A 23,590-nucleotide genomic window follows, 5' to 3' on the forward strand; every position below is an offset into this window, starting at 1 on the left:
CCAACTACAAACTCAAGAACTACAAACCCATACACTAAACTCCCAAACCCTAAACCTTTCAATGGAACAGTCAATTGGCAGCGTCAAACCCACCCGTGCACGCTACGGCATGTTAGCGCTGGTATTCGTCAATGTGGTTATCAACTACTTAGACCGCAGTAATATGTCGGTTGCCGGTGCCACACTTAGCAAAGATTTAGGCTTGTCGTCGGTCGAGCTGGGGCTGATTTTCTCGGCTTTTGGCTGGACGTATGCCTTTTTACAAATTCCGGGGGGGCTGCTCGCCGACCGCGTTGGGCCTCGTATTCTGTACGGTATCTGTTTGATTGCCTGGTCATTCGCTACCTTGTTTCAGGGATTTGCCAGGGGATTTGCCCAACTGTTTGCGCTGCGTTTGGCGACGGGTGCGTTTGAAGCGCCTTCGTACCCCATCAACAACCGGATTGTTACCAGTTGGTTTCCCGACCACGAACGGGCGTTTGCCATTAGCATCTATGTATCCGGTCAGTTCATTGGTCTGGGCCTGCTGACTCCGGTTTTGTTCATTATTCAGACGCACTTAGGCTGGCAGGGATTGTTTGTCACTACTGGCCTGGTGGGTATAGTTTGGGGAGTGGTCTGGTACTTTTTTTACCGCGATCCCCTTGCACATTCAGGGGTAAATGCGGCTGAACTGGACTATATCGAAACCGGGGGCGGTTCGCCCAAAGGCCGGAAATCCGAAGCCGGTCAGCTTTCGCTGTGGCACTGGGATAATCTTAAGCAGGTACTGGCCAGCCGGACGTTGTGGGGCGTCTACATCGGGCAGTTTGCCGTTAATGCCACGCTTTACTTTTTTCTGACCTGGTTCCCAAGCTACTTGGTGCAATACCGGGGATTGATTTTTATCAAATCCAGCCTGTGGGCGACCTCCGTGCCTTTCTTGGCGGCTGCTGTTGGTGTGTTGCTGTCGGGTTACTTTTCTGACCGGCTGGTTAAACAGGGAAAGTCAGTGAGCATGGCGAGAAAAACGCCCATTATCGCCGGGCTGCTGTTGTCGGTAAGCATTGTCGGCGCTAATTATACGGACGACCCGACCCTCATTATTCTATTTATGTCGCTGGCCTTTTTCGGCGCTGGTATGTCGCTTATTACCTGGGTTTTCGTATCGCTCTTATCCCCGAAGCACCTGATCGGACTAACTGGTGGGATATTCAACTTTATGGGCAATCTGGCGTCCATCGTTGTCCCAATCGGTATCGGAATTCTGGTTCAGGACGGTGATTTCAAACCGGCGCTGGTCTTCATCGGCGCAATAGCCTTACTGGGGGCCTGTTCTTACATTTTTCTGGTCGGCAAAATAGAGCGAGCCGCTGTCCGTGTTGATGGAAAACAAGAACGGTTGATTTCTTAGCAGGCGTAGCACTACAACATTATTTACTCTTAACGAAATTTCAGGTGAAAAACAGACTATTCCTATTGCTGTTGTCTCTCACCGTGGGGATGACGTTCAATTGTGCCGCTCAATCAAAAACTGAGGTCCTTTTGGTGGGATCGTACCATATGGCAGGAACCAGCGATGCTATTAAGGTTGACTCGGACAACATGTTGCTCCCTAAGCGCCAAAAAGAAATAAACGAATTACTCGATCTGTTACAGAAGTACCGTCCCACGAAAATATTTATTGAAAGTGCTCCTTCCAGACAAACGTATTGGGATAGCTTATACGTCCTGAGCGAGAAGGGCCTATTATCCAACGACGTTATGGTAAGCAGTGAATCTTACCAACTTGGCACTAAACTGGCTCAACGGTTAAAATTACCAAAGATGGTCGTGTGCGTAGATTGGCAGTTATTTGATTCAACTAACAATTCCGCGTTTGATAACCTATACGTAGACTATGGGAAAGCCATCATTAAGCAGTATGGAGCGTTAGAATCAAACCTTAACGCTATGTATACTGACAACGCAAGATTGGTGATCGCCGAGATTAAAAAGATAAATGATGTAGTTGCTAAACTACCTGTTAAAGAAGCTTTATTGATGCTTAATTCGCCGGAAATTCAGAAGAAATATTACTACGCAAATAATATAATGTTGATGGATAAAAACGCTTATGATTACGGCGTTACCAGTGCTAATCTCAACATGACTCGTAATCTACAGATTTACTCGAATATTATAAGTAGTATAACCATCTCAGACCAGCGGGTTATGATCATCTACGGAACTGGACACACGGAAGCATTACGCCATATGTTTGAGGGAAATCCGCAGATTAAATTAACTTCCTTCGCAGAGGTTATTAAATAAAAATTACTCTTTTTGCAATTTACTAAATCTGCTTGAATTCACGTATTGACGCAGGCTCATTCTGTCTTCCCATTATTTTCGACTTATGAACCGGTTTCCCCTCACATAATACCGATACGGCAAATCAGCACCGAATTTGATACCAATGCGCGTTGTCGTCATCATCTCGAAGTCGTGAAGCACTGGCCCGCGAATAGAAACAGCACCCGTTGTCAGTGACGAGAAATTGTGTTCCGTCCGGCTGATGCCCAGTGCGATCACCAACTTGCCGGGGCCATTAGCGAGATTCTTTAACCCATCGGGCGTTTGGGCATCAATGGTGTTGTTACGGTAGCGTTCAAAGCCCGTTTTAAAGGCTTCGTTGCGTCGAACTTCCATCATTTTAGTGCCTTCCGTAGGTTCGAGGGCACGAATCAGCACCGCTTCTCCAATTCCCTCCGGCCCCATCACGACGTTCACACAGTTGTAGTGGTTATAAATCTGGTAGACGTAGAGCGTTCCGGCCGGGCCGAACATGGCCGCATTGCGTTTGGTTTCGCGCCGGTACGCGTGGCAGGCCGGGTCGCCGGTGATGTAGCCCTCCGTCTCTACGATAATCCCCGCCGTTGTCCCCTCCGCTGACTCATGCACGAGTTCGCAGCCGAGCAGAAGTTGGGCGAGGGTGAGCGTGTCATGTTGCTGGTAGAAGTCGAGGGGGAGTTTTTGCATAACAGATTCAGTCTGTAAAACAGCGTCTAATGAAGGAGCGGTTTGTATCAGCCCACCCCTTCAGGGTTGGAACCCAGAATTAAATCACGTTCATCGTCTGCTCCTTAATTTTCTCTAACTCGTCTTTCATCTGCACCACAAACCGCTGAATGGCCGCGTCGTTGGCTTTAGAGCCTATGGTGTTGATCTCGCGGCCAATTTCCTGCGAGATGAAGTTTAGCTTTTTGCCGTTGGCTTCCTCCGTGGCCAGCACCTCCAGAAAGTAGCTGAGGTGGTTCTTTAGCCGTACTTTCTCTTCCGAAATATCGAACTTCTCGACGTAGTACATCAACTCCTGTTCGAAGCGGTTCTGGTCGAAAGTTTCGCTGTCCAAAAGCTCTTTCACCGAGTTGCGCATCCGGTCGCGCACGGCCGGAATCCGCCGGACATCCTGCGCTTCAATGTCGGTTAGCCGGTCGGTAATGATCTGAATATACTCCTGAAACTTACTCTCCAGCACAGCTCCGTCCTGACGCCGGAACTCGTCGCACCGACGGATGGCTTCCGTCACGGCCGCCTGAACCGTAACCCAGTCCGACGCGTCGGCGGACGAATCGGGCGACTCGGTCAGGTAGGCATTGGGCTGTTGCAGCGCTAATTGTAGTACATCGCTGTCCGAAAACGACATCAGCATACTGTTGGCAGTTTCTTTCAGGTCGTTGACGTAGGCCGCCACCAGCGGGCGATTGATAGTCGTGCCGGGTCGCACGGCATTAGTCCGGGCGAGGTTAAGCGACAGTTCGACTTTGCCGCGCTCCAACTTATGTGTCAGCAAGGCGCGGAGTTCGATTTCTTTATCGGAAAACTGCCGGGGCGTTCGGCAGTAAATATCTAAGAACTTAGAGTTCAGTGTTTTTACTTCGGCCGTTACGGCCAGACCGTCCGCTTCTACCGTTGCGTTGCCGAAGCCGGTCATTGATTTTAACATAGTTATGGAGATGATTAGTCGGTATGTTGGTCAGTCAGTTAGTGGCTGACCGCACCGGCGGCCCGCCGTCGTGTTCTCGTGCGTCAGCCACTGATTGACTGACCAACTGGCTTACTTGCTGACTCTTTTAAGTGCTCCCGCTTCCAGTTCCATAAACTCCTTCCGTTGACGGGCTACGTCGATGGCGGTGTAAATAGCCTGAAGCATGGACGATTCGTCGGCGAGGTCTTTGCCCGCAATGTCGTAGGCCGTTCCGTGATCGGGCGAGGTGCGCACAACGGGCATCCCCGCCGTGAAATTGACGCCTTCTTCAAACGCAATGGCTTTAAATGGAATCAGGCCTTGATCGTGATACATGGCCAGCACGGCGTCGAAATTTTTGTAATTCCGGGTGCCAAAGAACCCGTCGGCGGGGTAGGGGCCAAACACCAACTGACCTTTGTTGCGTAAGTCAGTCAGCAGGGGCTTGATGATGTCCTGCTCTTCGTTGCCCAGCAGCCCCTCTTCACCGGCGTGGGGGTTGAGACCCAACACCGCAATTTTGGGTTTCTCAATACCGAAATCCTGCTTCAGGGACTGCATCATCAGCGCCAGCTTCTGCGCGATGCGTTCGCGGGTGACGTTCTGACGGACGCGCCCCAGCGGTACGTGACCCGTTACGACCCCGACGCGCAGAATGTCGCTGACCATGAACATGAGGTTGTCCGTGATGCCAAACTGCTGCGCTAAGTATTCGGTATGACCCGGAAACTGAAATTCTTCCGACTGGATATTGTACTTATTGATAGGAGCCGTGACGAGCGCATCCAATTTGCCGTCTTTCAGGTCATCGACTGCCCGCTGCAAGCAGGCCAGCGCGGCTTGCCCGGCTTCGGGTGTCACTTGCCCCGGCTGGATGTCCTGGCTCTGGTCGGGCCAGCACGTGATGACGTTGGTCAGTTTGTGGCTGATTTGCCCGACGGTTGGTGCCCCATTGAGGTTCCAGTCTTTCAGATCGAGCAGGTTCCGGTACCGGTTCAGAATGCGCATCGAGCCGTAAATGACGGGTGTACACAGTTTTTGTAAGCGATTGTACTGCAGCGCTTTCAGGATCACCTCCGGCCCGATACCGTTGTAGTCACCGAGCGAGATGCCGATCACCAGCCGCTCATCGCGTCCCTGTGAGTCGGTCGTCTGGTTGTCGGGACCATCAGCATCGCGGAAGTCATCCACACTGTCGGGGCCTGCATCGGAGGGCCGGATTGCCGGACGTTGCTGTGCGGAGCCACGGCCGGACCGGTCGTCACGAGTGCGGTTTTCCGAGCTGTCGCTTCGGCCGCGCTCACGGCCATCGGTTGTACGGTCGCGTGTATTGGAATTGCCTTCATTACGGGGGGCAGCATCCCGCTGGCCCCGGTCCCGCTGAGCGTCTCCACGAGGAGCAGCATCCCGTTGGTTCTGCCCCTTTTGTGCTGGTCCGCCGTCGCGCGGTCCGCCGTCGCGGGACCGGTCATTACGTGGTCCGCCATCGCGTGGTCCGCCGTTGGCACGGCTGTTTTGCTGGCGGTCGTTTCGTTGATCGGGGTTTGGCTGGGCGGCATCCCGCTGGGCGGCATCCCGCTGGGCGGCATCCCGATCTTCAGTCGGTAGTTGTTCAGCCGATAATTGCGTATTGGTGGGCTGGCTGTCAGACAGTTGCTCAGGTGACGGATTGGTACGGGGTTCGTTCGATTCGTCGGGTTGGCGTTGTTCCATGTACTTTTGTTAGTTTCGCCGGTAATGAATGTAAAATGCAGAATGTAAAATGTTTAATGGGCATCCGGGTAAGTCTTCGCCCTTCTCTACTAAGAATGCTGGATGCATTATACATTAACCATTTTACATTATTCATTACGACCCGCAAGTTACGAAAACACCACAGATGTCCCAGACTCCGCCCGCCATTCTCATTGCCGACGAGATGCACCCGTCACTTTTCGACCTGCTCCGCGAAGCCGGTTTTACGTATGAATACCAGCCCAAAATCACCAGAACGGAGCTGATTGAACAGATTGCCCCGTTTGTCGGCCTGGTTATTCGCAGTAAAACAACCGTCGACGCGGAACTGCTCGGCCGGGCGTCAAATCTGCGTTTCATCGGCCGGGCTGGGGCGGGGCTGGACCTGATTGATCTTGACACGGCTCAACAATTCGGTATCCGGGTTTTCCACGCGGGCGAAGGAAATCGCGACGCCGTAGCCGAACACACCGTTGGCCTGTTGCTGGCGCTGCTGACAAATAGTGTGAAGGCTGACCGGGAGGTACGCCGGGGTGTTTGGGACCGTGAGGGCAACCGGGGGTATGAACTGGGAAGCTTGACGGTGGGCATTATTGGCTACGGCAACAATGGCCGCGCTACGGCCCGGCGGCTCAGTGGTTTTGGATGCCGGGTACTGACCTACGATAAGTTCTTAACCAACTACGGCGACAACTCCGCTCAGGAAGCGACAATGGCGAAAATCATTGCCGAAGCCGATGTGATTAGCCTGCACGTGCCACTAACGGAAGAAACGCGGATGATGATTAATGCTGACTTTATCGGTCGAATGAGCAAACCGTTTTACCTGCTCAATATTGCACGGGGCGAGATTGTGTCACTTGCCGACCTGTGTGAGGCCATCCAAACGGGTAAGGTCCGTGGAGCTGCCCTTGACGTACTCGAAAACGAGAAATTAAGTAAACTGACCCCTGACCAGCAAACCACCTTCGATTTCCTGCGCCAGTCGGACCGGATCGTGCTGACGCCCCACGTGGCGGGCTGGACCCACGAAAGCTACATTCGAATCAATGAGGTGCTGGTGAGGCAATTGAAAGAGTTGAGTTTTTAAGTTTGTAGTTCGTGATTTGTAGGTGCGGGGGAACCGCACCGGCGGACCGGCAAAGCCACAAGCGTTAGCCAACTACAAACCACGAACTACAAACTTAAAAGCTCTATTTCGTCACTGTCAAATTCGCACTCGTGCAGGCAGTTCCGGCTTCGTTGGTCAGGCAAATCTGACCGGTGGTGGCCCCGGTCGGTACCGTCACGACGAACTGACCTGCGCCGTCAATGAGAAATTTGCCGCCCGGCGACGTACCATTGCCAAAGCGAATTTCCTGCACCGACGTCAGATTCTGGCCCGTCAGCACGATCATATCGCCCACTTTAGCCGTTTTCGGCGAAAAGTCAATGCCCGACACCAGCCGCAGCACCGTAACTGAACCTGTGGCTGTTTCGCCCGCACTATTGACAATGCGCAGTGGCCCGGTTTGTGCGCCATTGGGCACCAGCACCCACCGTTCGGGGTCCTCGTTCTTGCCAGCCTCGGCGGCTGTCGTTGTGGTTCCGGTAAAAAATACCTGGGCATTAAGCAGAAAATCACCCCGCAGTACGATTCGGTCACCGGGCTTGGCTTTCGCCGGTATAATATCGGTAACAACGGGTTTCTGAACCACCACCAACGGGGCCGACTGAGCCGAACCGGCCCGGTTAACAATGGTAACAGGTCCACTGGTGCCATCGGCCGGTATATTTACGAACAACTGAGATCCCTCAACCCGCTCTGTAACCGGAACCGACTGGCCGTTGATGCGTACGTCGGTAATACGGTACAGATTTTGACCCGAAATACTGATGGGCTTGCTGCGTCCTTGGCGTGTTGGGTTGACGGTGATATTGCTGGGCATCAGGAAAAAAAACAGTGGGTCCGTTGCCGTGTGGCTACCACCGACCCCGCTGACCGAAACCGCCACCGCCCCTGACGTAGGCAATGCCGGGACGGTTGCTTCGATTTGGGTGCTGCTCAGAATACGAAACGGAACCAAAACGTTGCCAAGCGACACCGCCGACACGTCGAGCAGGTTACGGCCAAACACGGGCAGTTTTTCACCCGCGATGGCATCCTGTGCACCAAGATTCGTGATGAACGGCGGCTGCACAATCTGCACCGAATCGGCGCTGGTGGCAATCAGCCTCTCGAAAACGGTGACGGTAATGCGGCCTGATTGAGCAAACTGGGGAATAATTGTCCTGATCTCCGTATCTTTGATCGTCGTTCGGCTGCGGTCCATCTGCTGGTCGTTGATGCGCACGACGCCGTCCGTCAGGTTGATTCCCTGAATAATAATCTCGCTACCGGGTCGGGTCACTTTGGGCGAAACGCCGGTAATCTGGGGTGTACCAGCCACAATGAAGCTGCCCGACATAATTCCGCCTACGGTTTCAACCGTAATCATGAGCGGGCCGCGCGGCAGGTTAGCGGGCACTAAAACGGTTAGTTTCTGATCCGAACTGTCCCGAACCACCGCGACGGCGTCGCCGAAACGGATTTGTTTAAGCTGGTTCAGGTAGCTGCCCGTCAGCACGACCGCCGTGCCGGGCAGGCCGTTGCCGGGTGTAATGTCGGAGAGGGTAGGCGCGGGTTGCTGAACATCCAGAAACAGCGGATCGGAGGTGCCTTCGTCGTTACTAACCCGGATCGGAATCATCTTGCCGGGCGCAATGAGTGGTACGACGGCCTGAATCGAATTGTCATCTTTCGTTTTAATGGCCGCCGTTACCGCCGTTGCGCCAATGCCGACCGTGACGACTGGATCGGGGCCAAACTGGTAGCCCGTCAGGCCAATTTCCTGACCGACGAACGCCTTATTTGGCGTCAGGCCGGTTAATTCAGGTGGATTGTTTTGAATGCGGCAACTCAGTACAATAAGTAGGAACAGGAGCGAAACGAGAAGCGACAAACGTGGTTTCATAAACGGCAAAGGCGGGCACTGACCTGGTAAAGCCTGGTAAAATTAGCCATTTTCAGCGTCCAAAAACCATTTCTTTCCAAAGCCTGTTAGTAGAAATGTACAATGAAGAATGGACAATGAAAAATGGCCTTCAACGCAGGCGCATTCATTATTCACTATTCATTAGCCATTATTCATTAAATCTCAATGAACTACCGCAGCCTGAAATCATCGAATTTAGTCAAAATTACCACCCTTGGCGAACTCAAAGCCGCCGGATACATACCCCGCCCAATTAAGCAGGAACTGCGGGAAAATCTCATCGAACGAATTAAGGAAAAAGAAGTAGTATTCCCCGGCATCTGGGGCTACGAGGATACCGTAATTCCCGACGTGGAACGGGCGATACTGTCCATGCACCACATCAACCTGCTGGGGCTGCGCGGGCAGGCCAAAACCCGGATCGCCCGCCTGATGGTCAACCTCCTGGACGAGTACATTCCGGTGGTGGCCGGGTCTGAGCTGAACGACGATCCGCTGGAACCGCTGTCCCGCTTCGCCCTCGACCTGATTGCCGAGAAGGGCGATGCAACGCCTATTTCGTGGCTGCACCGCAACGACCGCTACACCGAAAAGCTCGCCACGCCCGACGTGTCAGTGGCTGACCTCATCGGCGACGTGGACCCTATTAAAGCGGCTACGCTGAAACTGCCGTATTCCGACGAGCGGACAATCCACTTCGGGCTGATTCCGCGTTCGCACCGCTGCATCTTCGTTATTAACGAACTGCCCGACTTGCAGGCCCGCATTCAGGTGTCGCTGTTCAACATTTTGCAGGAAGGCGACATTCAGATCCGAGGTTTCAAACTACGCCTGCCGCTCGATATTCAGTTCGTATTTACGGCTAACCCGGAGGATTATACCAACCGGGGCAGCATTGTGACGCCGTTGAAAGACCGGATCGACTCGCAGATTGTGACTCACTACCCGAAATCCATCGAAATCGGTAAGAAAATTACGATGCAGGAAGCCGTTGTCAAAAACGAGCAGAAGGGCATGGTGAAAACCAACGACCTCACCGCCGACCTGATTGAGCAGGTGGCCCTCGAAGCCCGTGAGAGTGAATACGTAGATGCCAAGAGTGGCGTGTCGGCCCGGATGACCATCTCGGCTTACGAAAATCTGCTGTCCTCGGCCGAACGGCGGACACTGCTCAACGGCGAGAAGGACACCTACGTCCGCATTGCTGACCTGTATGGCGTTATCCCGGCCATTTGCGGCAAAGTTGAGTTAGTCTACGAAGGCGAAGTGGAAGGGCCGGTAATTGTGGCGCAAAACCTGATTGGCAAGGCCATAAGAAACCAGTTTTTGCAATATTTTCCGAACCCGGAGAAAGCCAAGAAAGACAAGCGCGGTAATCCGTATAAGAAAATAACGGACTGGTTCGGCGACGGCAACACGATGGATATTCTGAACGATCTGACCAACCGGGACTACGAAGCCCGTCTGAAAACAATTGACGGCCTCGACGACATGGTGGACCAATATCATCCAAAATTAGCCAAAGCCGAGAAGTTGTTCATGATGGAATTTGCCCTGCATGGTCTGGCTGAACATTCACTCGTGGGCAAAAAAGCAATGGATACGGGTCAGTCGTTCAAGGACCTGCTCGGCTCCATGTTCGACCCGAACAGCAGCTTCGGCGAGGAAGAGGACGACGATGATCGGTATTAAAAACAGTCAATAAGTTGATGAGTCGGTCAATCAGTGAGTGCCTAACTTGTTAACGCACTGACTGACCGACTCATCAACTTACTGACTGTCTCTTTTTTGTGTTTGCCGATTTAACTCTATAATTTCACCACGTCAAACAAATACGATCCCCAACGCCTTATGTCTGCTTCCAAACGCGTCCTGATTGCCGAAGATAGTTCCGTTATTCAGAATCTGGCCCGCAAAATCCTTGAATTTCAAAACTACGATATCACCGCTGTCAAGAATGGCGAACAGGTTATTCAAATCTTGGAGAAAGAAGATTTCAGTATCCTCCTGTTAGATATTAACATGCCCGTTATGGATGGCATGGAGTGCGTTCGGCGCGTCCGGGCCATGCCGGAAAAAGAAAAAGCCTCCGTTCCCATCGTGGCAATCACGGGAAACGCCAAAAACTACACCGAAGAAGAATTTAAAACGGCTGGTTTCAACGACGTGTTGGTAAAACCCCTCAATTTCGACCGGTTGGTAGAGGTGGTCAATCAACTTACGGATAAATAAAGAGTGAATAAGCGAAAGGGTGAATGAGTGAAAGAGCGGTGGTCCGGCATTCCGGCTGACGCATCACTCATTCACCCTTTCGCTTATTCACTCTTTCGCTCTTTATGCTCATCACACTACTGGGAACGGGAACATCGTCGGGGGTGCCGCTGGTTGGGTGTGAGTGCGCCGTTTGCCAGTCTGTCGATTTCCGCGACAAAAGGCTCCGGTCATCAATCCATATTGCCATCAACGGCAGGAGCTTTATAGTCGATACCGGTCCCGATTTCCGGCAGCAGGTGTTGCGGCTGCGGCTCAAGCAACTCGATGCGGTTCTGTTCACTCACGAACACAAAGACCACACGGCAGGGTTAGACGAAGTTCGTGCTTATAACTTCCGGTCGGGGCAGGATATGCCGGTTTATGCCCGTTCGACCGTGCTGGCGCAGCTACGACGCGAGTTTTCCTATATTTTCGCCGAACACAAGTACCCCGGCGTTCCGCACGTGCGGACCACCGAAATCGTCAATGAGCCGTTTGACGTGTTGGGCGTCCGGTTCACGCCCATCGAAGTGATGCACCATAAACTACCCGTTTTTGGCTTCCGCATCGGCGATTTCACCTACCTCACCGACCTAAACTACATCGCCGACGCGGAGTTGGAAAAGGTCTACGGCACTAGAATTTTGATCCTCGACGCCCTTCAGCGAACGGCTCATATTTCGCACTTCACGCTCGATCAGGCCGTCGCGTTAGCGCAGCGCATCGGGGCCGACCAAACGTATTTCACCCACATCAGCCACAAACTTGGCCTGCACCGCGAGGTGGAAAACGAACTGCCAGCCAACATCCGGCTGGGCTACGATGGATTGCAGATCAAATTGTAGGGCCAAACCAATCCCTTCCACCCAACGTTACCGGCATAGAACATAACGCTGATGCCGACATTAATCAAGCCTTCCCGAACATTCTCTGATGAACTTCTGACCCGCTACCGTCAGCAGGGCGACTCGTCTGCTGACGCGGTCATTGCAACGATTGCCAAAACTGCCGGGCGCGAGGGCATCAGCGCGTTGATGCAGTGGCTGGCCGATACGAGCGATTTCACCATCGACAAACAGCCCGAGCCTGTTCAAACTTTCTTTGCTGACTACGCCAAACTACCTAACTGGGCCGACCCGGACTGGATGAAGCGGGGCATGGGATTTTTTAAGAAACACGCCGGGCTGATTGGTTTGGCACTGGGCACCTATTCACTGCCCTACACCTACATGGGTGCCGACGGCGTTCAACTACTGTGGCTCACCGAACGGATCAAGAATGACACGGCCCGCCGGTTGCAGGAAACGGGCGAGTGGGTGTTTGGCGTCAATAATCCAAAGGAGTGGGCGGTCCGACGACCCGGTGAGGGGACCGCGAAAGCCATCGCCCGCACCCTCAAAATCCGGCTGATTCATGCGGGGGCACGGTGGTTCGGATTACAGTCGGGGCGGTGGAACATGAACTGGGGAATGCCCGTTAATCAGGAGGACATGGCCGGGACGAATCTGGCGTTTTCCTACATCGTCCTGCGCGGCCTGCGTAAAGCGGGCGTTACGGCTACCGAACAGGAGGAGGAAGATTACCTGCATCACAGCAACGTGATTGGCTATTTGAATGGTATCGTGGAGGAACTGCTGCCAACCAACCTGCGCGAAGCCTATCACCTCGACCGAGCCATTGTTCGGCGGCAGTTTCGCTCGTCGGAAGCGGGTATTGGCCTGACCCGGTCGCTGCTCAACGCTATTGCCGAGGTGGGCGGGGCGGCAACTGACCGGCCAGAAACAGTGCGGAACCTCGCAGCGGCTCAGATGCGTTTCTTCCTGGGCGACGTTCCCGCCGACACGCTCGGTATTCCAGCCGTACCCGTTGAAAAACGGCTTGCCGGTATCGTGAGCCGTCTACCCATTTTTCCGAATACCATTCCTGGTTTGTGATTTCGTGTTAGTAGCGAACTACAAACTACAAACCACAAACTCAATTTGTATCAGTTAGATCCAATTGCTGCCCTTGCCACCGCGCCGGGTATTGGCGCCATTGCTGTTATCCGGGTGTCGGGTGAAGGAGCCATTAACTTGACCAACCGCATGTTTCGGGGAAAAGACCTGACGAAGCAGGACAGCCACACGGCCCATTTTGGTACGTTGCGGAATAAGCAGGACGGCATTATTGACGAAGTACTGGTAACGGTGTTTCGGTCGCCAAAGTCATTTACCAAAGAAGATACCGTCGAGGTTTCGTGCCACGGTTCGGAGTTCATTATCCAGCAGATTCTGCGTCGTCTGACGCAGGAAGGCGTCCGGCTGGCGCGGCCGGGCGAGTTTACGCAGCGGGCATTCCTGAACGGGCAGTTCGATCTGGTGCAGGCCGAAGCCGTGGCCGACCTGATCGCGTCCGACTCCGACGCCAGCCACCGGGCCGCGCTCACCCAACTGCGCGGGGGCTTCTCCAAGCAACTGAAAGTGCTCCGCCAGCAACTGATTGACTTTGTGGCGCTGGTGGAACTGGAATTGGATTTCGGCGAGGAAGACGTGGAGTTTGCCCATCGCGATCAACTGCGGCAACTGATGGGAGACATCCGGCGGGTGCTGCATCCGCTGATCGAGTCGTTCTCGGCGGGGAATGTCATCAAGAATGGAGTGCCAACCGTTATCGTCGGCAAGCCCAACGCTGGTAAATCGACGCTGCTGAATGCCCTGCTCAACGAAGAAAAAGCCATCGTATCCGACATTCCCGGTACGACGCGCGACGTAATCGAAGACGAACTGTTCATTGACGGTATTCGCTTTCGACTGATCGACACGGCCGGACTGCGGGAAGCCACCGACTCCATCGAAGCGATTGGTATTGAGCGGACGCAGCAGAAAATGCGGGATGCCGCGCTGGTCGTGTACCTGTTCGACGGGCTAAATATTTCGCCTGATGAATTACGGAACGCGGTGGCTGAAGTGCGCGAATCGGGCAAGCCGTATCTGTTGGTTGGCAATAAATTAGACGCGATTGACGACGCCAAACGGCAACAAATGGAATTTGTTGCGGACGAAAAGATCGTCTGGATTTCGGCGGCAAAGCAAACGCACTTAGACAAATTGAAAGCCGCGCTGTCGGCCCGCGTCCGAACTGATACCGCCGTGCAGACGGGCAGTGCCGTCGTGACCAACGCCCGCCACTACGAACACCTCACCGGCACCGACGATGCCCTCGCCCGCGCCCTTGCCGGATTAGACTCCGGCGTCACCCCCGATTGGTTGGCGATGGACCTGCGGGTGGCCCTGCAACACCTCGGTGAGCTAACCGGCGAAATCACAACCGACGATCTGCTGGATTCGATTTTCAGTAAGTTCTGCATTGGGAAGTAACTATGACAGGGGCCAGATGAAGCATACGGTAATTTAAGTGAGATGCACCAATTACGCAGATAACAGCTTTACCATTTCGGTTGGTGTTATCACGGGTAGTCGCGATTGATCCGTTAATCGGAAATCCTTGGTGTTCCCCGTAACCAGGTATTGAATTGCTGGATTACTCAACGCGGTCTGGTACTGAAAGGCATCTTCCAAATCGCTGATGTCAGTTAGTTGATTAGCTTTGACAAACGTGTCTCTATTAGCAGTGGGCACTGCTACCAACGCCAGAAAGCTGCTCAACGCGTTCCGAAGTGCCTCTCCACGCTTTCCGGCCCGATGCAATACATAGGCAATGGTGTAAAGGGACCCTGCTGAGACGTAAATGGTAATTCGACTTTGTTCGGCTGCCAAAAACAGGTCTGTTGCTTCCTGAGCAAATGTATCCTCGCGATCTAAAAGCCAGTCCAGAACCACGTTTGTATCCAGAAAAATGGTCATAGCCCGTATCGGTCTTTGTGCATCATATCCCGAATCTGCTTATCGGTTTTGCGACTCAGTGAACCTTTGGCAATTCCCCGCAGGGCCAGAGCATTGGGCACTGTTTCTGCTTCGTTTCCAGCGGAATCAACGTTTGCAGTGGTTAGTAATTGCTCAATCATTGCCGATAGCGATTGCTGTTTCTTGCGGGCCAGCCGTTTGGCGTCCATCACAACTCTTTCTTCGACAGTGAGCGTTAGTTTCACTTTGCTCATATACGTATAATTTTTTTATTCTTTCGTAAATATACGTACTCTTGCTTAATAGTTTCCTAATCTCATCACTGCCCAATCCAATGGTATTTTGCTTCCGTGTTTATCCCTTGCTAATGGCTTTCGTGCTCCTTACCATGCCCGATTCAATGGCTCAATCCAATAAACGCCCGCGTGCGTATGGAATTCCGTTTGGGGTGGTGCCGACGGGTCCGCTCAACGCCATCACCGACGTGGCCGGGGTGCAGGTGGGGCAGGTGACGCTCCAGCAGGGTCAAAACGTGCGCACGGGCGTCACCGCGATTCTGCCCCATGCTGGCAATCTATTTCAACAAAAAAGCCCGGCGGCCATGTATATCGGTAATGGCTTTGGCAAGTTAACCGGCTACAGTCAGGTGGAGGAACTCGGTATGCTCGAAACGCCCATTATTTTGACCAATACGCTTGGCGTTCCAACCGCAGCCGATGCCGTCATCGACTATACCCTGAGCCAGCCGGGCAACGAGCAGGTCCGGTCGGTGAACCCCATCGTGGGCGAAACCAACGACGGCTTTCTCAACGACATTCGTGGGCGACATCTCACCAAACAGCATGTGCTGGACGCGCTTCGGGACGCTAAAGCCGGGCCGGTTGCGGAAGGAAACGTGGGGGCCGGAACGGGTACGGTCTGCTTTGGCTACAAAGGGGGAATCGGCACTTCGTCGCGGAAACTGCCCGCTTCGTTGGGTGGCTACACCGTTGGGGTGTTGGTGCAAACGAATTTTGGTGGCGTATTGCAGATCGCGGGGATGCCCGTTGGGGTGGAATTAGGCAAGTACGCGTTCAAAGAACAACTCGACGGTTCGTGCATGATGGTTGTGCTGACGGATGCCCCGCTGGATGCCCGTAACCTGAAACGATTGGCCAAACGGGCGTTTATGGGTTTGGCCAAAACGGGTGGCATTGCCTCGAATGGGAGTGGGGACTATGTAATTGCCGTGTCAACTGCCTATCAGATTCCGCACGAAACGGCTAACTCCTTCGAGCAGATAAAGTTGCTTCGCAATGATAATGTGTCGCCCCTGTTCATGGCGGCAATTGAAGCGACGGAGGAGGCCATCATTAACTCCCTTTTTGCGGCCACGACGATGACCGGCGATCAGGGGCACCGGGTTGATGAATTGCCTAAACAGAAAGTGATCGACTACCTGAAAAAAGCCGGACAACTGCGGCCGTAGGCGGAAAGTCACGGAAAGGAGTTAGGCACTGCTACACAAAAAACGGTACGTCTTTGGGCGCGTATTTACGCATTCCTTCTTCGTTGATCTCTACGCCGATGCCTGGTTTCTCCGACAGCGGAATAAACCCGTCCTTCACCATCGGTCCGTCGAAGGTGACGACTTCCTTGAACATCGGTTCCTCGTGGAAGTAAATCTGCCACTCCAGAATCAGGAAGTTGGGCACCGACGCGCACACGTGACTCGACGCCATCGCGCCCAGGTACGAGGCTACCATGTGGGGCGCAAACGGTACGTAGTATAGATTGGAGAGGTTGGCAATGCGCTGGCCTTCGCCCAATCCCCCGGCTTTCTGGAGATCGGGCATGATAATGTCCACGGCGCCAATTTCGAGTAGTTTCCGAAATCCGTGCGCCATGTAATGGTTCTCTCCGGCGCAGATCGGCGTGTTGGATGCCTCCCGAATCTGCTGGTAAGCCTCCGGATTTTCGGCGGGGATCGGCTCCTCCAGAAACAGCAGGTTCAGCGGTTCCATCATCTTGGCCACCCGTCGGCCAGTGGTCACGTCGTACCGACCGTGCATGTCGACGCAGATGTCGATCTTCGGGCCAACGGCCTTGCGCACGCTGGCTATCTGGTTGTACATCCGCTCCAGTTCGCCCTGGCTGGCGGTCCAGTTGTAGGCATCGTATTTGTTCGGGTCGTTGCGTTCGTCGATGTCGTATTTCACGGCCGTGAAGCCCATGTCGACCGCCCGTTTGGCGCTTTTACCGAACGATTCCGGGCTGGTATCTTTTTCGCGGTACGCACCCGTGTCGCAATACACCCGCACCCGATCCCGGAATTTTCCGCCTAATAACTGGTACACCGGCATACCGAGCGTCTTACCCACCAAATCCCAGAGGGCTGTTTCAATGGCCGACAGGACCGAAATATAAATACCGGCCTGAGCACCCTCGAAAAAACCTGATCGCCGGACGTCTTCAAACAGCCGGTTAACGTTGAGTGGGCTTTTTCCCCGGATGCGTTCGCCCATCAGTTTTACCAGATGATACGTGCCAACCGATGCATCGACTGCTTCGCCACACCCCCAGATTCCCTGGTTGGTATGCACTTTGACGAATAAGCTGTGCCCGTTGCGGGTGTAGCCGCATTTGATGTCGGTAATTTTCAGGTCCGACGGGCTGGATGACAGCGGAGCACGATCAACGGCCGTTTCCAGCCCCTGGCCAAACCCGAGCGCGGCCGGGCCAGATAGTGAAGCTGCGGCCAGCGCACTGGCAATGGCGCTCTTGGTCAGGAAGGAACGCCGACCGAGGTCAGGGCGGGAGGATGCAACGTTCATGGCGGTAGGGGGTTAGGCTGCTGATTTACCAGGTTCGGGTTTTGAGAAATTCCTGAATCTGTTCTTTAGGAACGGGCAACTCACTGACGTGGGCGTTGAGCCACTGCGAGAAGTCTTTTTCGATGGCGTCTGACCAGCGGGAGTCGATTTGACCGGGCGTGTATTTTTGCTCCCTCAGCCGCAGGTGGCCGAACATATCGCGCAGCCGGACGATCTCGGACGTTTTCACGACTTTTTCGGCCAAGTGGGGAGGAATGAAAATAACACCCCCATCACGACCCAGCACCACGTCGCCCGGCATCACCATCACCTTGCCAATGCGGGTCGGGCGGTTGATTCCTACCAGCGTCGTGTTCAGATTGCCTTCGGGGTTGTGGTGCGATGGGTGATAGCTGCGGTAAAACGAGGTGAAACCACCAATTTCTTTCAGACCGGCCACGTCCCGAACGGCTCCTTCGTAGACGATGCCATTGCCCGTTTTGGCATAAATCGAGTTGCCTAAGTTATCGCCAATGGTGGGGCCGTCTTCGTGCATCCCAAACTGATCGACTACGTACACGTCACCTTTGACCAGCATATCAATGGGCCAGGCATTCTGCGATTTCACCCGCCCGTCCTGGTTGTGGCCTTTCTCGTCGGTAACCCGGTGAACATCGGGCCGACCCGGCATGAATGTCGCGGTCAGCGCCCGGCCAACGAGCACACTGTCGGGGTTGATGGTTTGCCAGTCGCCCGTAAACTGATACTTGTAGTTTTCGCCTTTCAGCACCGACCAGGCTTCTTCCTGGGTCACGAGTTTCATGCGTTTGAGAATGGCATCCGGCACTTTCGGGCGACCATCGGGAAAACGTTCGCCCTTCCATTCGGGTGTCATAAAAAGGAGTTCCTGCCGGGAGATCTGCTGTGCCAATGACACCGTGGCCTGCCCAAGCAGACCCAGCATAGCCGTGGTAATGAATGCCAGCTTCATAAGGATTTTCAGGATGGATTTGAGGGCTTAGTCTGTGCCTGAATAAGCACCCATAAGGTCTTTTTCTACCCTTTTCAGCCATTACAAATACGATGAATGATTAGGATCCGGTAGTTTGCCCGGCCTGTGAATGTAACTACGGTTTCCCGGCACCCGATTGTAGCCAGGTTAGAAAAGACCGATACCGCGCTCTGGGTAAAATAACCTCGCTGCTTTGCCTACCAGCCAATAGAGTCAGGCAGTACTTTCCATCCTGCCAGTAGGCATAGCAGTGAACCGTGCTTCGATGGATGATCGCGTTTCGGTTGACTCGAAAAAATTGGAGCGGGTTCAGTTGCGTAACTAATTTCTCTATGTTTTTATTGATTCTAAAGGTTCCTAACGGGTGCAGTACGTGGTAGCTCCGGTTTTGGGTGAAAAAGTAAAAACACGCATCGGTGCTGAGCATCATACTGCCCCGGTCGTTATAGCCCTGGATACTGGTCAGGTAAGAGGTTAATGGCTTTTCTGAGTTCAGCCACTGGTGTTTATGCAGGAGCCGACCTTCGATGGCTGCCAATAGATCGGTGATTAAAAACGGTTTGGTCAGGTAATCGTCGGCCCCCAGATTCATGCCTACCCGCAAGTCGGTCCGGTCGGCTTTGGCCGTTAGAAATATAAACGGCGTTCGGACCAGAACGGGAGTAGCCCGGACAATTTCCAGCACTTCATACCCGTTCAACTGGGGCATCATCACATCGCAGATGATCAGGTCTGGTGGGTCGAGCAGGGCCTGAGTAATGCCTTGCCGACCATCGCCAGCCGTGGTAATCTGGTAACCATGCAGGCTGATGAGTTCGGCTATGTTTTCCCGCAGGGTTGCCTGATCTTCGATTAGTAATAGTTTGGTGGGCATGGTTCGTGGCTTTTTAACGAGAGCACTGAGCCACGGCCAGCAGGTCAACCGTTACCGTTGTTGGTCCGTTTACCTGACTGCTGATCGACAAACGCCCATTGGCTGATTCAATAAGACTCCGGGCAATGAACAAGCCCACCCCAATGCCCTGCTGCTCGTGAATGCTCCGGTCGAACTGGGTGTAGGGCGCTATGTTGGCCACGTTTTCCGCCGTCATGCCCCGTCCCTGATTGGTAATGGTCAGTTGGTAGGTACCGGCGGTTTGGCGGCCCTTGATTTGGATGCTGCTGGTGACCGGTGAAAATTTAAGCGCGTTATCAATTAACTCCTCCAGCACTTTGTGCAGGTGTTCTTCTCCGATGTACAGGTGCGCTTCCACAACATCAGTCCGGTCGTCGATGACCCGTTCATACCGGCTGGCGGTATCTACCAAAATCGTGTTGACCACCTCCGCCGATAAAAAGGAACTGCCCGTTGCTATGGAGGGCGCTGTGGCCGGAGGGGTACGCAGGAGTTCGTGGGTTAGCTGGGTGTTGTCGAGGGTGCGTTTTAGCCGCCAGCAACTGGTAATAATCATGCCCAGCATCGACTGCACCTGCGCTTTGTCGAAACTCTCGTCGTAGTCCATCAACAAATGCGCAAAGCCCATAATACCGGTCAGGGGCGTGTTGTATTCGTGAGTAGACACTTTAGTCAACTGGTTCCAGTGTTTTTCTACCTGCGCCTGAATGGCCACGGCCCGCCGTTGTTCCTGCCCAAGCCGACTTTCAATGGCAGCTAATAAATCGCTGCTCGTGAATGGTTTGGTCAGGTAGTCGTCGGCTCCTAAATTCATTCCCCGGCGTAAGTCCGTTCGGTCGGCTTTGGCCGTTAAAAAAATAAAGGGGACCGTGGCCAATGAGCGGTTCGTGCGAATGGCCTCCAGCACTTGGTAGCCGTCAACGTGCGGCATCATTACATCGCACAGGATCAGGTCGGGCCGGTGGAGCATCGCCTGCGCAATACCTTCCCGACCGTCCGATGCCGTTTCGACGGAGTAGCCTTTCAGGGTCAACAGCTCGGCCATGTTTTCCCGGATTTGTAAATCGTCCTCGATCAATAGAAGTGGAGTAGCCATTGGAACGTTGGTGGAGTTGAAAGAGAAGGAATCAAATGCGCTCGTTTCCGGGTTCGGCAGGAGATTGTCTCCAATCAGCGCAGGACCGCGCTCGGTGGATCAGGCAGCGTCAGGGTACAGGTTGTTCCAACGTGTTCTTCGCTCCCAATCGTGAGCGAACCACCGTGGAGCGCGGCAAACTGGCGGGCAATGACCAGGCCCAGCCCCGTTCCCGGCACGTTGGCGGCATTACTGGCCCGAAAGAACGTGTCGAACAACTGAGCGGTCTCATTAGCGGGTATGCCAATGCCATTGTCGCTGACGTGCAGCACTACTTGACGGGCGTCGAAGGTGATGCGCAGACTGGGGTTGTGGGTAGAAAACTTGAACGCATTAGACAGTAGATTTATCAGTACGTGCGTGATTAGCTGGGCGTCTAAATAAGCCAGCCGGGGCCGTCCCGTAACCGCAACTTCCACGCTTCGCCCGTCGTGCCGGTTGGCGTAATGTGTGCCGACTACCTCCGTAATCAGGGCCACCATATCAACCCATTGTGGGCTGTAGCTAACGCGTCCGGCCTCGATCCTGCCAATCGACAGCACATCGGACAGCAGGTCGCTGAAATCGACAATCTGCTTCTGGATAATGTCTAATTGCCGCTGAACGGCGGGTGTTGAGTCAGCCAACGGCCGTTCCAGGTACAGCCTGACCAGTTCCACGCTCGACTGAATCGTTGTTAATGGTGTGCGAAACTCGTGCGATGCGGTGGTGATAAACTGCAGCTTCCGTTTATTCAGGTCCTGCTCCCGCTGCAGCGACTGTTCCAGAATCAGTTCGCTTTCTTTCTGGGTGGTTACGTCGATGGCCATGCTTACATAACCCATTATGTTGCCTGCCTGGTCGTGCAGGGGAGTTCTTATCAACAGAATTGGTATCCGACGGCCGTCTTTATTCCGCACAATGGATTCGTGGGGCTGGCTGTCGGCCAGCAGCTTGAACAAACTAAAATCATCCCGCACCAACTGGTCCGCGTGGTCAGCGAGTTCCTGCGTCTGGTTTTCCGGTTCAGGAAAGTCGAGCAGCAACGTAGGGCTGGTGCCTATCAATTCACTGGCCGAGTAACCCGTTAACCGCTCAGCCGCTGGATTCATGGTTTGAATCAGCCCAGCACTATCGATGGACGCAATTGCCATACCGGCATGGTGCACAATGGCGTGTTGTAGGGCGGATATCTGATAAATTTCGGCGGTTCGTTCAGCAACCAGTTGATTTAGCGTATCGGAGTGGATGCGTAACTGGTTTTCTGTCTCCTTCAGATGCGTAATATCCTGAGCCGTGAACAGGACCCCATCGCCACAGGGAGAAAGCGTCACCTTGCCCCACCCAATGGGGTGATCCAACTGACCACGTGGCTGCTCATAATGCTGGGGCTGGCCGGTGTTAATTACGTCCACTAAGCGGTCGAACAAGCCACTGCTGACCACCTCGGGAAACAACTTTTTCAGCGAGTCTCCCGGCATCGGCTCACCCGGCAACCCGGCGAGGACAGACTTGACCGGATTCGTGAACACATACTCAAAGTCGATGATGGTCGTTTCTTCCCGAACGGCCTGCCAGAGTACAATCCCGACCGGACAGGTGTCAACCACCGCTTTCAGCACCCGATTGCGTTCGTGTAGTTCGCCATTGAGCCGTTGCAGCGTTTGCCCTGCTTTGATCAGTTGAACCTGGCTCCGGCGTAACTGAAGTTGAACAACGATCTGCCGGGCTAAGGCTTTAAGCACCGTTGCCTGTTCAGCCGAGAGGTGGCGAACCCGATGATCGATTACGCACAAGGTGCCCAGCGTGTGCCCGTCGCCATCGACTAAGGGAACGCCCGCGTAGAAAACGATGTGTGGGTCTCCCGTAACGAGTGGGTTAGCCGCAAAGCGCTCATCTGCCTGGGCGTCGCTGATTTCCATCAACTGTCCGGGGGTTTGAATGGCGTAATCACAAAAGGCTATCTCACGGGGCGTTTGACGGATGAGCAGCCCATGAGCCGATTTAAACCACTGGCGCTGCTCGTCCAGCAACGTCATCAAGGATATGGGCGTCTGGCAGATGTAGGCAGCAATCTGAGTAATGGTATCGTAATCTGCTTCGGGGAGCGTGTCAAGAATGCCGTAACTATCCAGCGCTTCCAGGCGATTGACTTCTATGGCGTGCGACGAAGGGGGCATAGTGACCGGTTAATTGACTCAGTAAACATTAAAGCTAAACTGTATGAAAAATTAAAAATAATTAATTTAGAACGAAACAAGCGTAGTGAATGCAAAACTATTTACATCGTTATGTAAATTATAATCTGTTATTAGTTAACAAACATGAACAATTCGTGCTGGTCAAACAGCGTAAAAAATCCCCGGTAAGGCCAGCTTACCAGGGATTTTTAATAGTTATTACACCTGAAAAGGCTGCTTAGGCAGCGGGCAAAACGGAACAGATTAGCCCTGATCGGGCTTACAATTGCTGGCTGAAGCTTTTCAGCGACTGGGCCAATTCTTGTAATGATGACTGCGTACTGCCATCGGCCGACGATGCTGCCGACTCCGTCTGCTCCGACAGGCTCATGAGGATCGACGAGATCTCATCCCCATCGGGCGAACTGCTTTGCAGCGCCTGCTTGAGTTGGCTCAGGCTGCTCGATACGGGGCTGTCAGAGCCGAGCGTACTGATCCAGCTGTCAATAACCGATGTGCCATCCGTGGGCGATACATTCGAAGGGCTGCCATTCAGCGCCTGTACGGTTTGGTCGATCAACGCCGACGCGCCTTGATTTTGAGAAGTCATACCTGGGTTGTTTTAAGGATTGTTACGTAGGTGAAAGGAAGTGTTCAGGATGATTGTTCTATTATATTTTTGCTATGCTATAGAGATTATAGACCAGTGCGACGATAAAGCAGATTTCTGGTATTGACTACGTCGCAACTACCACAGTAGCCGTTG

21 protein-coding genes are annotated in these 23,590 nt (G+C 53.6%); 9 read left to right on the forward strand and 12 right to left on the reverse strand.

From position 1 onward, the window contains the following. The first annotated feature begins 61 nt into the window (after positions 1–61). Both ACYVHB_RS02310 and ACYVHB_RS02315 read left to right on the forward strand, forming a co-directional pair. Positions 62–1,393 (forward strand): MFS transporter, encoded by a 1,332-nt coding sequence (locus tag ACYVHB_RS02310; protein ID WP_461049232.1) that lies wholly within the window; start codon positions 62–64, stop codon positions 1,391–1,393. Positions 1,394–1,542: 149 nt separating this feature from the next. Then, positions 1,543–2,292, forward strand: coding sequence for a DUF5694 domain-containing protein (locus tag ACYVHB_RS02315; protein WP_461049233.1), 750 nt, complete (start codon positions 1,543–1,545; stop codon positions 2,290–2,292). A gap of 72 nt (positions 2,293–2,364) precedes the next feature. On the opposite strand, the gene ACYVHB_RS02320 is transcribed toward ACYVHB_RS02315, so the two are convergent. The 3 genes from ACYVHB_RS02320 to pdxA form a co-directional block, all read right to left on the reverse strand. Beyond that, the gene (locus tag ACYVHB_RS02320) at positions 2,365–3,000 is read right to left on the reverse strand and encodes a DNA-3-methyladenine glycosylase (RefSeq protein WP_461049235.1); all 636 of its coding nucleotides are present in this window, start codon (positions 2,998–3,000) and stop codon (positions 2,365–2,367) included. A gap of 79 nt (positions 3,001–3,079) precedes the next feature. Beyond that, complete coding sequence (locus ACYVHB_RS02325; protein WP_461049237.1) at positions 3,080–3,967, reverse strand: YicC/YloC family endoribonuclease; 888 nt, start codon at positions 3,965–3,967, stop codon at positions 3,080–3,082. Between the two features lie 111 nt (positions 3,968–4,078). Next, positions 4,079–5,701, reverse strand: coding sequence for a 4-hydroxythreonine-4-phosphate dehydrogenase PdxA (pdxA, locus tag ACYVHB_RS02330; protein WP_461049239.1), 1,623 nt, complete (start codon positions 5,699–5,701; stop codon positions 4,079–4,081). A 166-nt stretch (positions 5,702–5,867) separates the two neighbouring features. On the opposite strand from pdxA, the gene ACYVHB_RS02335 reads away from it, so the two are divergent. Beyond that, on the forward strand, positions 5,868–6,812 hold the full coding sequence (locus tag ACYVHB_RS02335; RefSeq protein WP_461049241.1) for an NAD(P)-dependent oxidoreductase: 945 nt from the start codon (positions 5,868–5,870) through the stop codon (positions 6,810–6,812). 103 nt (positions 6,813–6,915) lie between these two features. On the opposite strand, the gene ACYVHB_RS02340 is transcribed toward ACYVHB_RS02335, so the two are convergent. After that, on the reverse strand, positions 6,916–8,715 hold the full coding sequence (locus ACYVHB_RS02340; RefSeq protein WP_461049242.1) for an IPT/TIG domain-containing protein: 1,800 nt from the start codon (positions 8,713–8,715) through the stop codon (positions 6,916–6,918). A gap of 186 nt (positions 8,716–8,901) precedes the next feature. Between ACYVHB_RS02340 and ACYVHB_RS02345 the strand changes: the two genes are divergently transcribed. From ACYVHB_RS02345 to mnmE, 5 genes are all read left to right on the forward strand, one after another. Next, the gene (locus ACYVHB_RS02345; protein WP_461049244.1) at positions 8,902–10,428 is read left to right on the forward strand and encodes a P-loop NTPase family protein; all 1,527 of its coding nucleotides are present in this window, start codon (positions 8,902–8,904) and stop codon (positions 10,426–10,428) included. A gap of 159 nt (positions 10,429–10,587) precedes the next feature. Continuing rightward, positions 10,588–10,968 carry a response regulator gene (locus tag ACYVHB_RS02350; RefSeq protein ID WP_461049245.1) on the forward strand — a complete coding sequence of 127 codons (381 nt, stop codon included), beginning with the start codon at positions 10,588–10,590 and terminating at the stop codon, positions 10,966–10,968. A 104-nt stretch (positions 10,969–11,072) separates the two neighbouring features. After that, positions 11,073–11,834 (forward strand): MBL fold metallo-hydrolase, encoded by a 762-nt coding sequence (locus ACYVHB_RS02355; protein ID WP_461049247.1) that lies wholly within the window; start codon positions 11,073–11,075, stop codon positions 11,832–11,834. A 51-nt stretch (positions 11,835–11,885) separates the two neighbouring features. After that, positions 11,886–12,923: an oxygenase MpaB family protein gene (locus ACYVHB_RS02360; protein ID WP_461049249.1), complete on the forward strand. Its 1,038-nt coding sequence runs from the start codon at positions 11,886–11,888 to the stop codon at positions 12,921–12,923. A 45-nt stretch (positions 12,924–12,968) separates the two neighbouring features. Next, positions 12,969–14,345 carry a tRNA uridine-5-carboxymethylaminomethyl(34) synthesis GTPase MnmE gene (mnmE, locus tag ACYVHB_RS02365; RefSeq protein WP_461049251.1) on the forward strand — a complete coding sequence of 459 codons (1,377 nt, stop codon included), beginning with the start codon at positions 12,969–12,971 and terminating at the stop codon, positions 14,343–14,345. 51 nt (positions 14,346–14,396) lie between these two features. Here the strand turns inward: mnmE and ACYVHB_RS02370 are convergent, their stop codons facing one another. After that, complete coding sequence (locus tag ACYVHB_RS02370) at positions 14,397–14,831, reverse strand: type II toxin-antitoxin system VapC family toxin (RefSeq protein ID WP_461049253.1); 435 nt, start codon at positions 14,829–14,831, stop codon at positions 14,397–14,399. Then, positions 14,828–15,085, reverse strand: coding sequence for a DUF6364 family protein (locus ACYVHB_RS02375; protein ID WP_461049254.1), 258 nt, complete (start codon positions 15,083–15,085; stop codon positions 14,828–14,830). Before ACYVHB_RS02375 ends, ACYVHB_RS02370 begins: the two co-directional genes overlap by 4 nt. 113 nt (positions 15,086–15,198) lie before the next feature. Here ACYVHB_RS02375 and ACYVHB_RS02380 point away from each other — a divergent pair, with 113 nt between their 5' ends. Continuing rightward, complete coding sequence (locus ACYVHB_RS02380) at positions 15,199–16,299, forward strand: DmpA family aminopeptidase (RefSeq protein ID WP_461049256.1); 1,101 nt, start codon at positions 15,199–15,201, stop codon at positions 16,297–16,299. Between the two features lie 31 nt (positions 16,300–16,330). On the opposite strand, the gene ACYVHB_RS02385 is transcribed toward ACYVHB_RS02380, so the two are convergent. The 6 genes from ACYVHB_RS02385 to ACYVHB_RS02410 all read right to left on the reverse strand — a co-directional run bounded on the left by ACYVHB_RS02385 (position 16,331) and on the right by ACYVHB_RS02410 (position 23,434). Next, positions 16,331–17,644 (reverse strand): mandelate racemase/muconate lactonizing enzyme family protein, encoded by a 1,314-nt coding sequence (locus ACYVHB_RS02385; protein WP_461049258.1) that lies wholly within the window; start codon positions 17,642–17,644, stop codon positions 16,331–16,333. 25 nt (positions 17,645–17,669) lie between these two features. Continuing rightward, a complete protein-coding gene (locus ACYVHB_RS02390; protein ID WP_461049260.1) occupies positions 17,670–18,614 on the reverse strand; it encodes an RraA family protein in 945 nt (314 codons plus the stop codon). A gap of 136 nt (positions 18,615–18,750) precedes the next feature. Continuing rightward, positions 18,751–19,509, reverse strand: a complete 759-nt coding sequence (locus ACYVHB_RS02395; protein WP_461049262.1) for a response regulator — start codon at positions 19,507–19,509, stop codon at positions 18,751–18,753. Positions 19,510–19,522: 13 nt separating this feature from the next. Next, positions 19,523–20,626, reverse strand: a complete 1,104-nt coding sequence (locus tag ACYVHB_RS02400) for a hybrid sensor histidine kinase/response regulator (protein ID WP_461049265.1) — start codon at positions 20,624–20,626, stop codon at positions 19,523–19,525. A 74-nt stretch (positions 20,627–20,700) separates the two neighbouring features. Further along, positions 20,701–22,824, reverse strand: coding sequence for a sensor histidine kinase (locus tag ACYVHB_RS02405; RefSeq protein ID WP_461049267.1), 2,124 nt, complete (start codon positions 22,822–22,824; stop codon positions 20,701–20,703). A gap of 280 nt (positions 22,825–23,104) precedes the next feature. After that, on the reverse strand, positions 23,105–23,434 hold the full coding sequence (locus tag ACYVHB_RS02410; protein WP_461049269.1) for a hypothetical protein: 330 nt from the start codon (positions 23,432–23,434) through the stop codon (positions 23,105–23,107). Between the last annotated feature and the right edge of the window lie 156 nt (positions 23,435–23,590).

It is taken from the genome of Spirosoma arcticum (assembly GCF_054779955.1).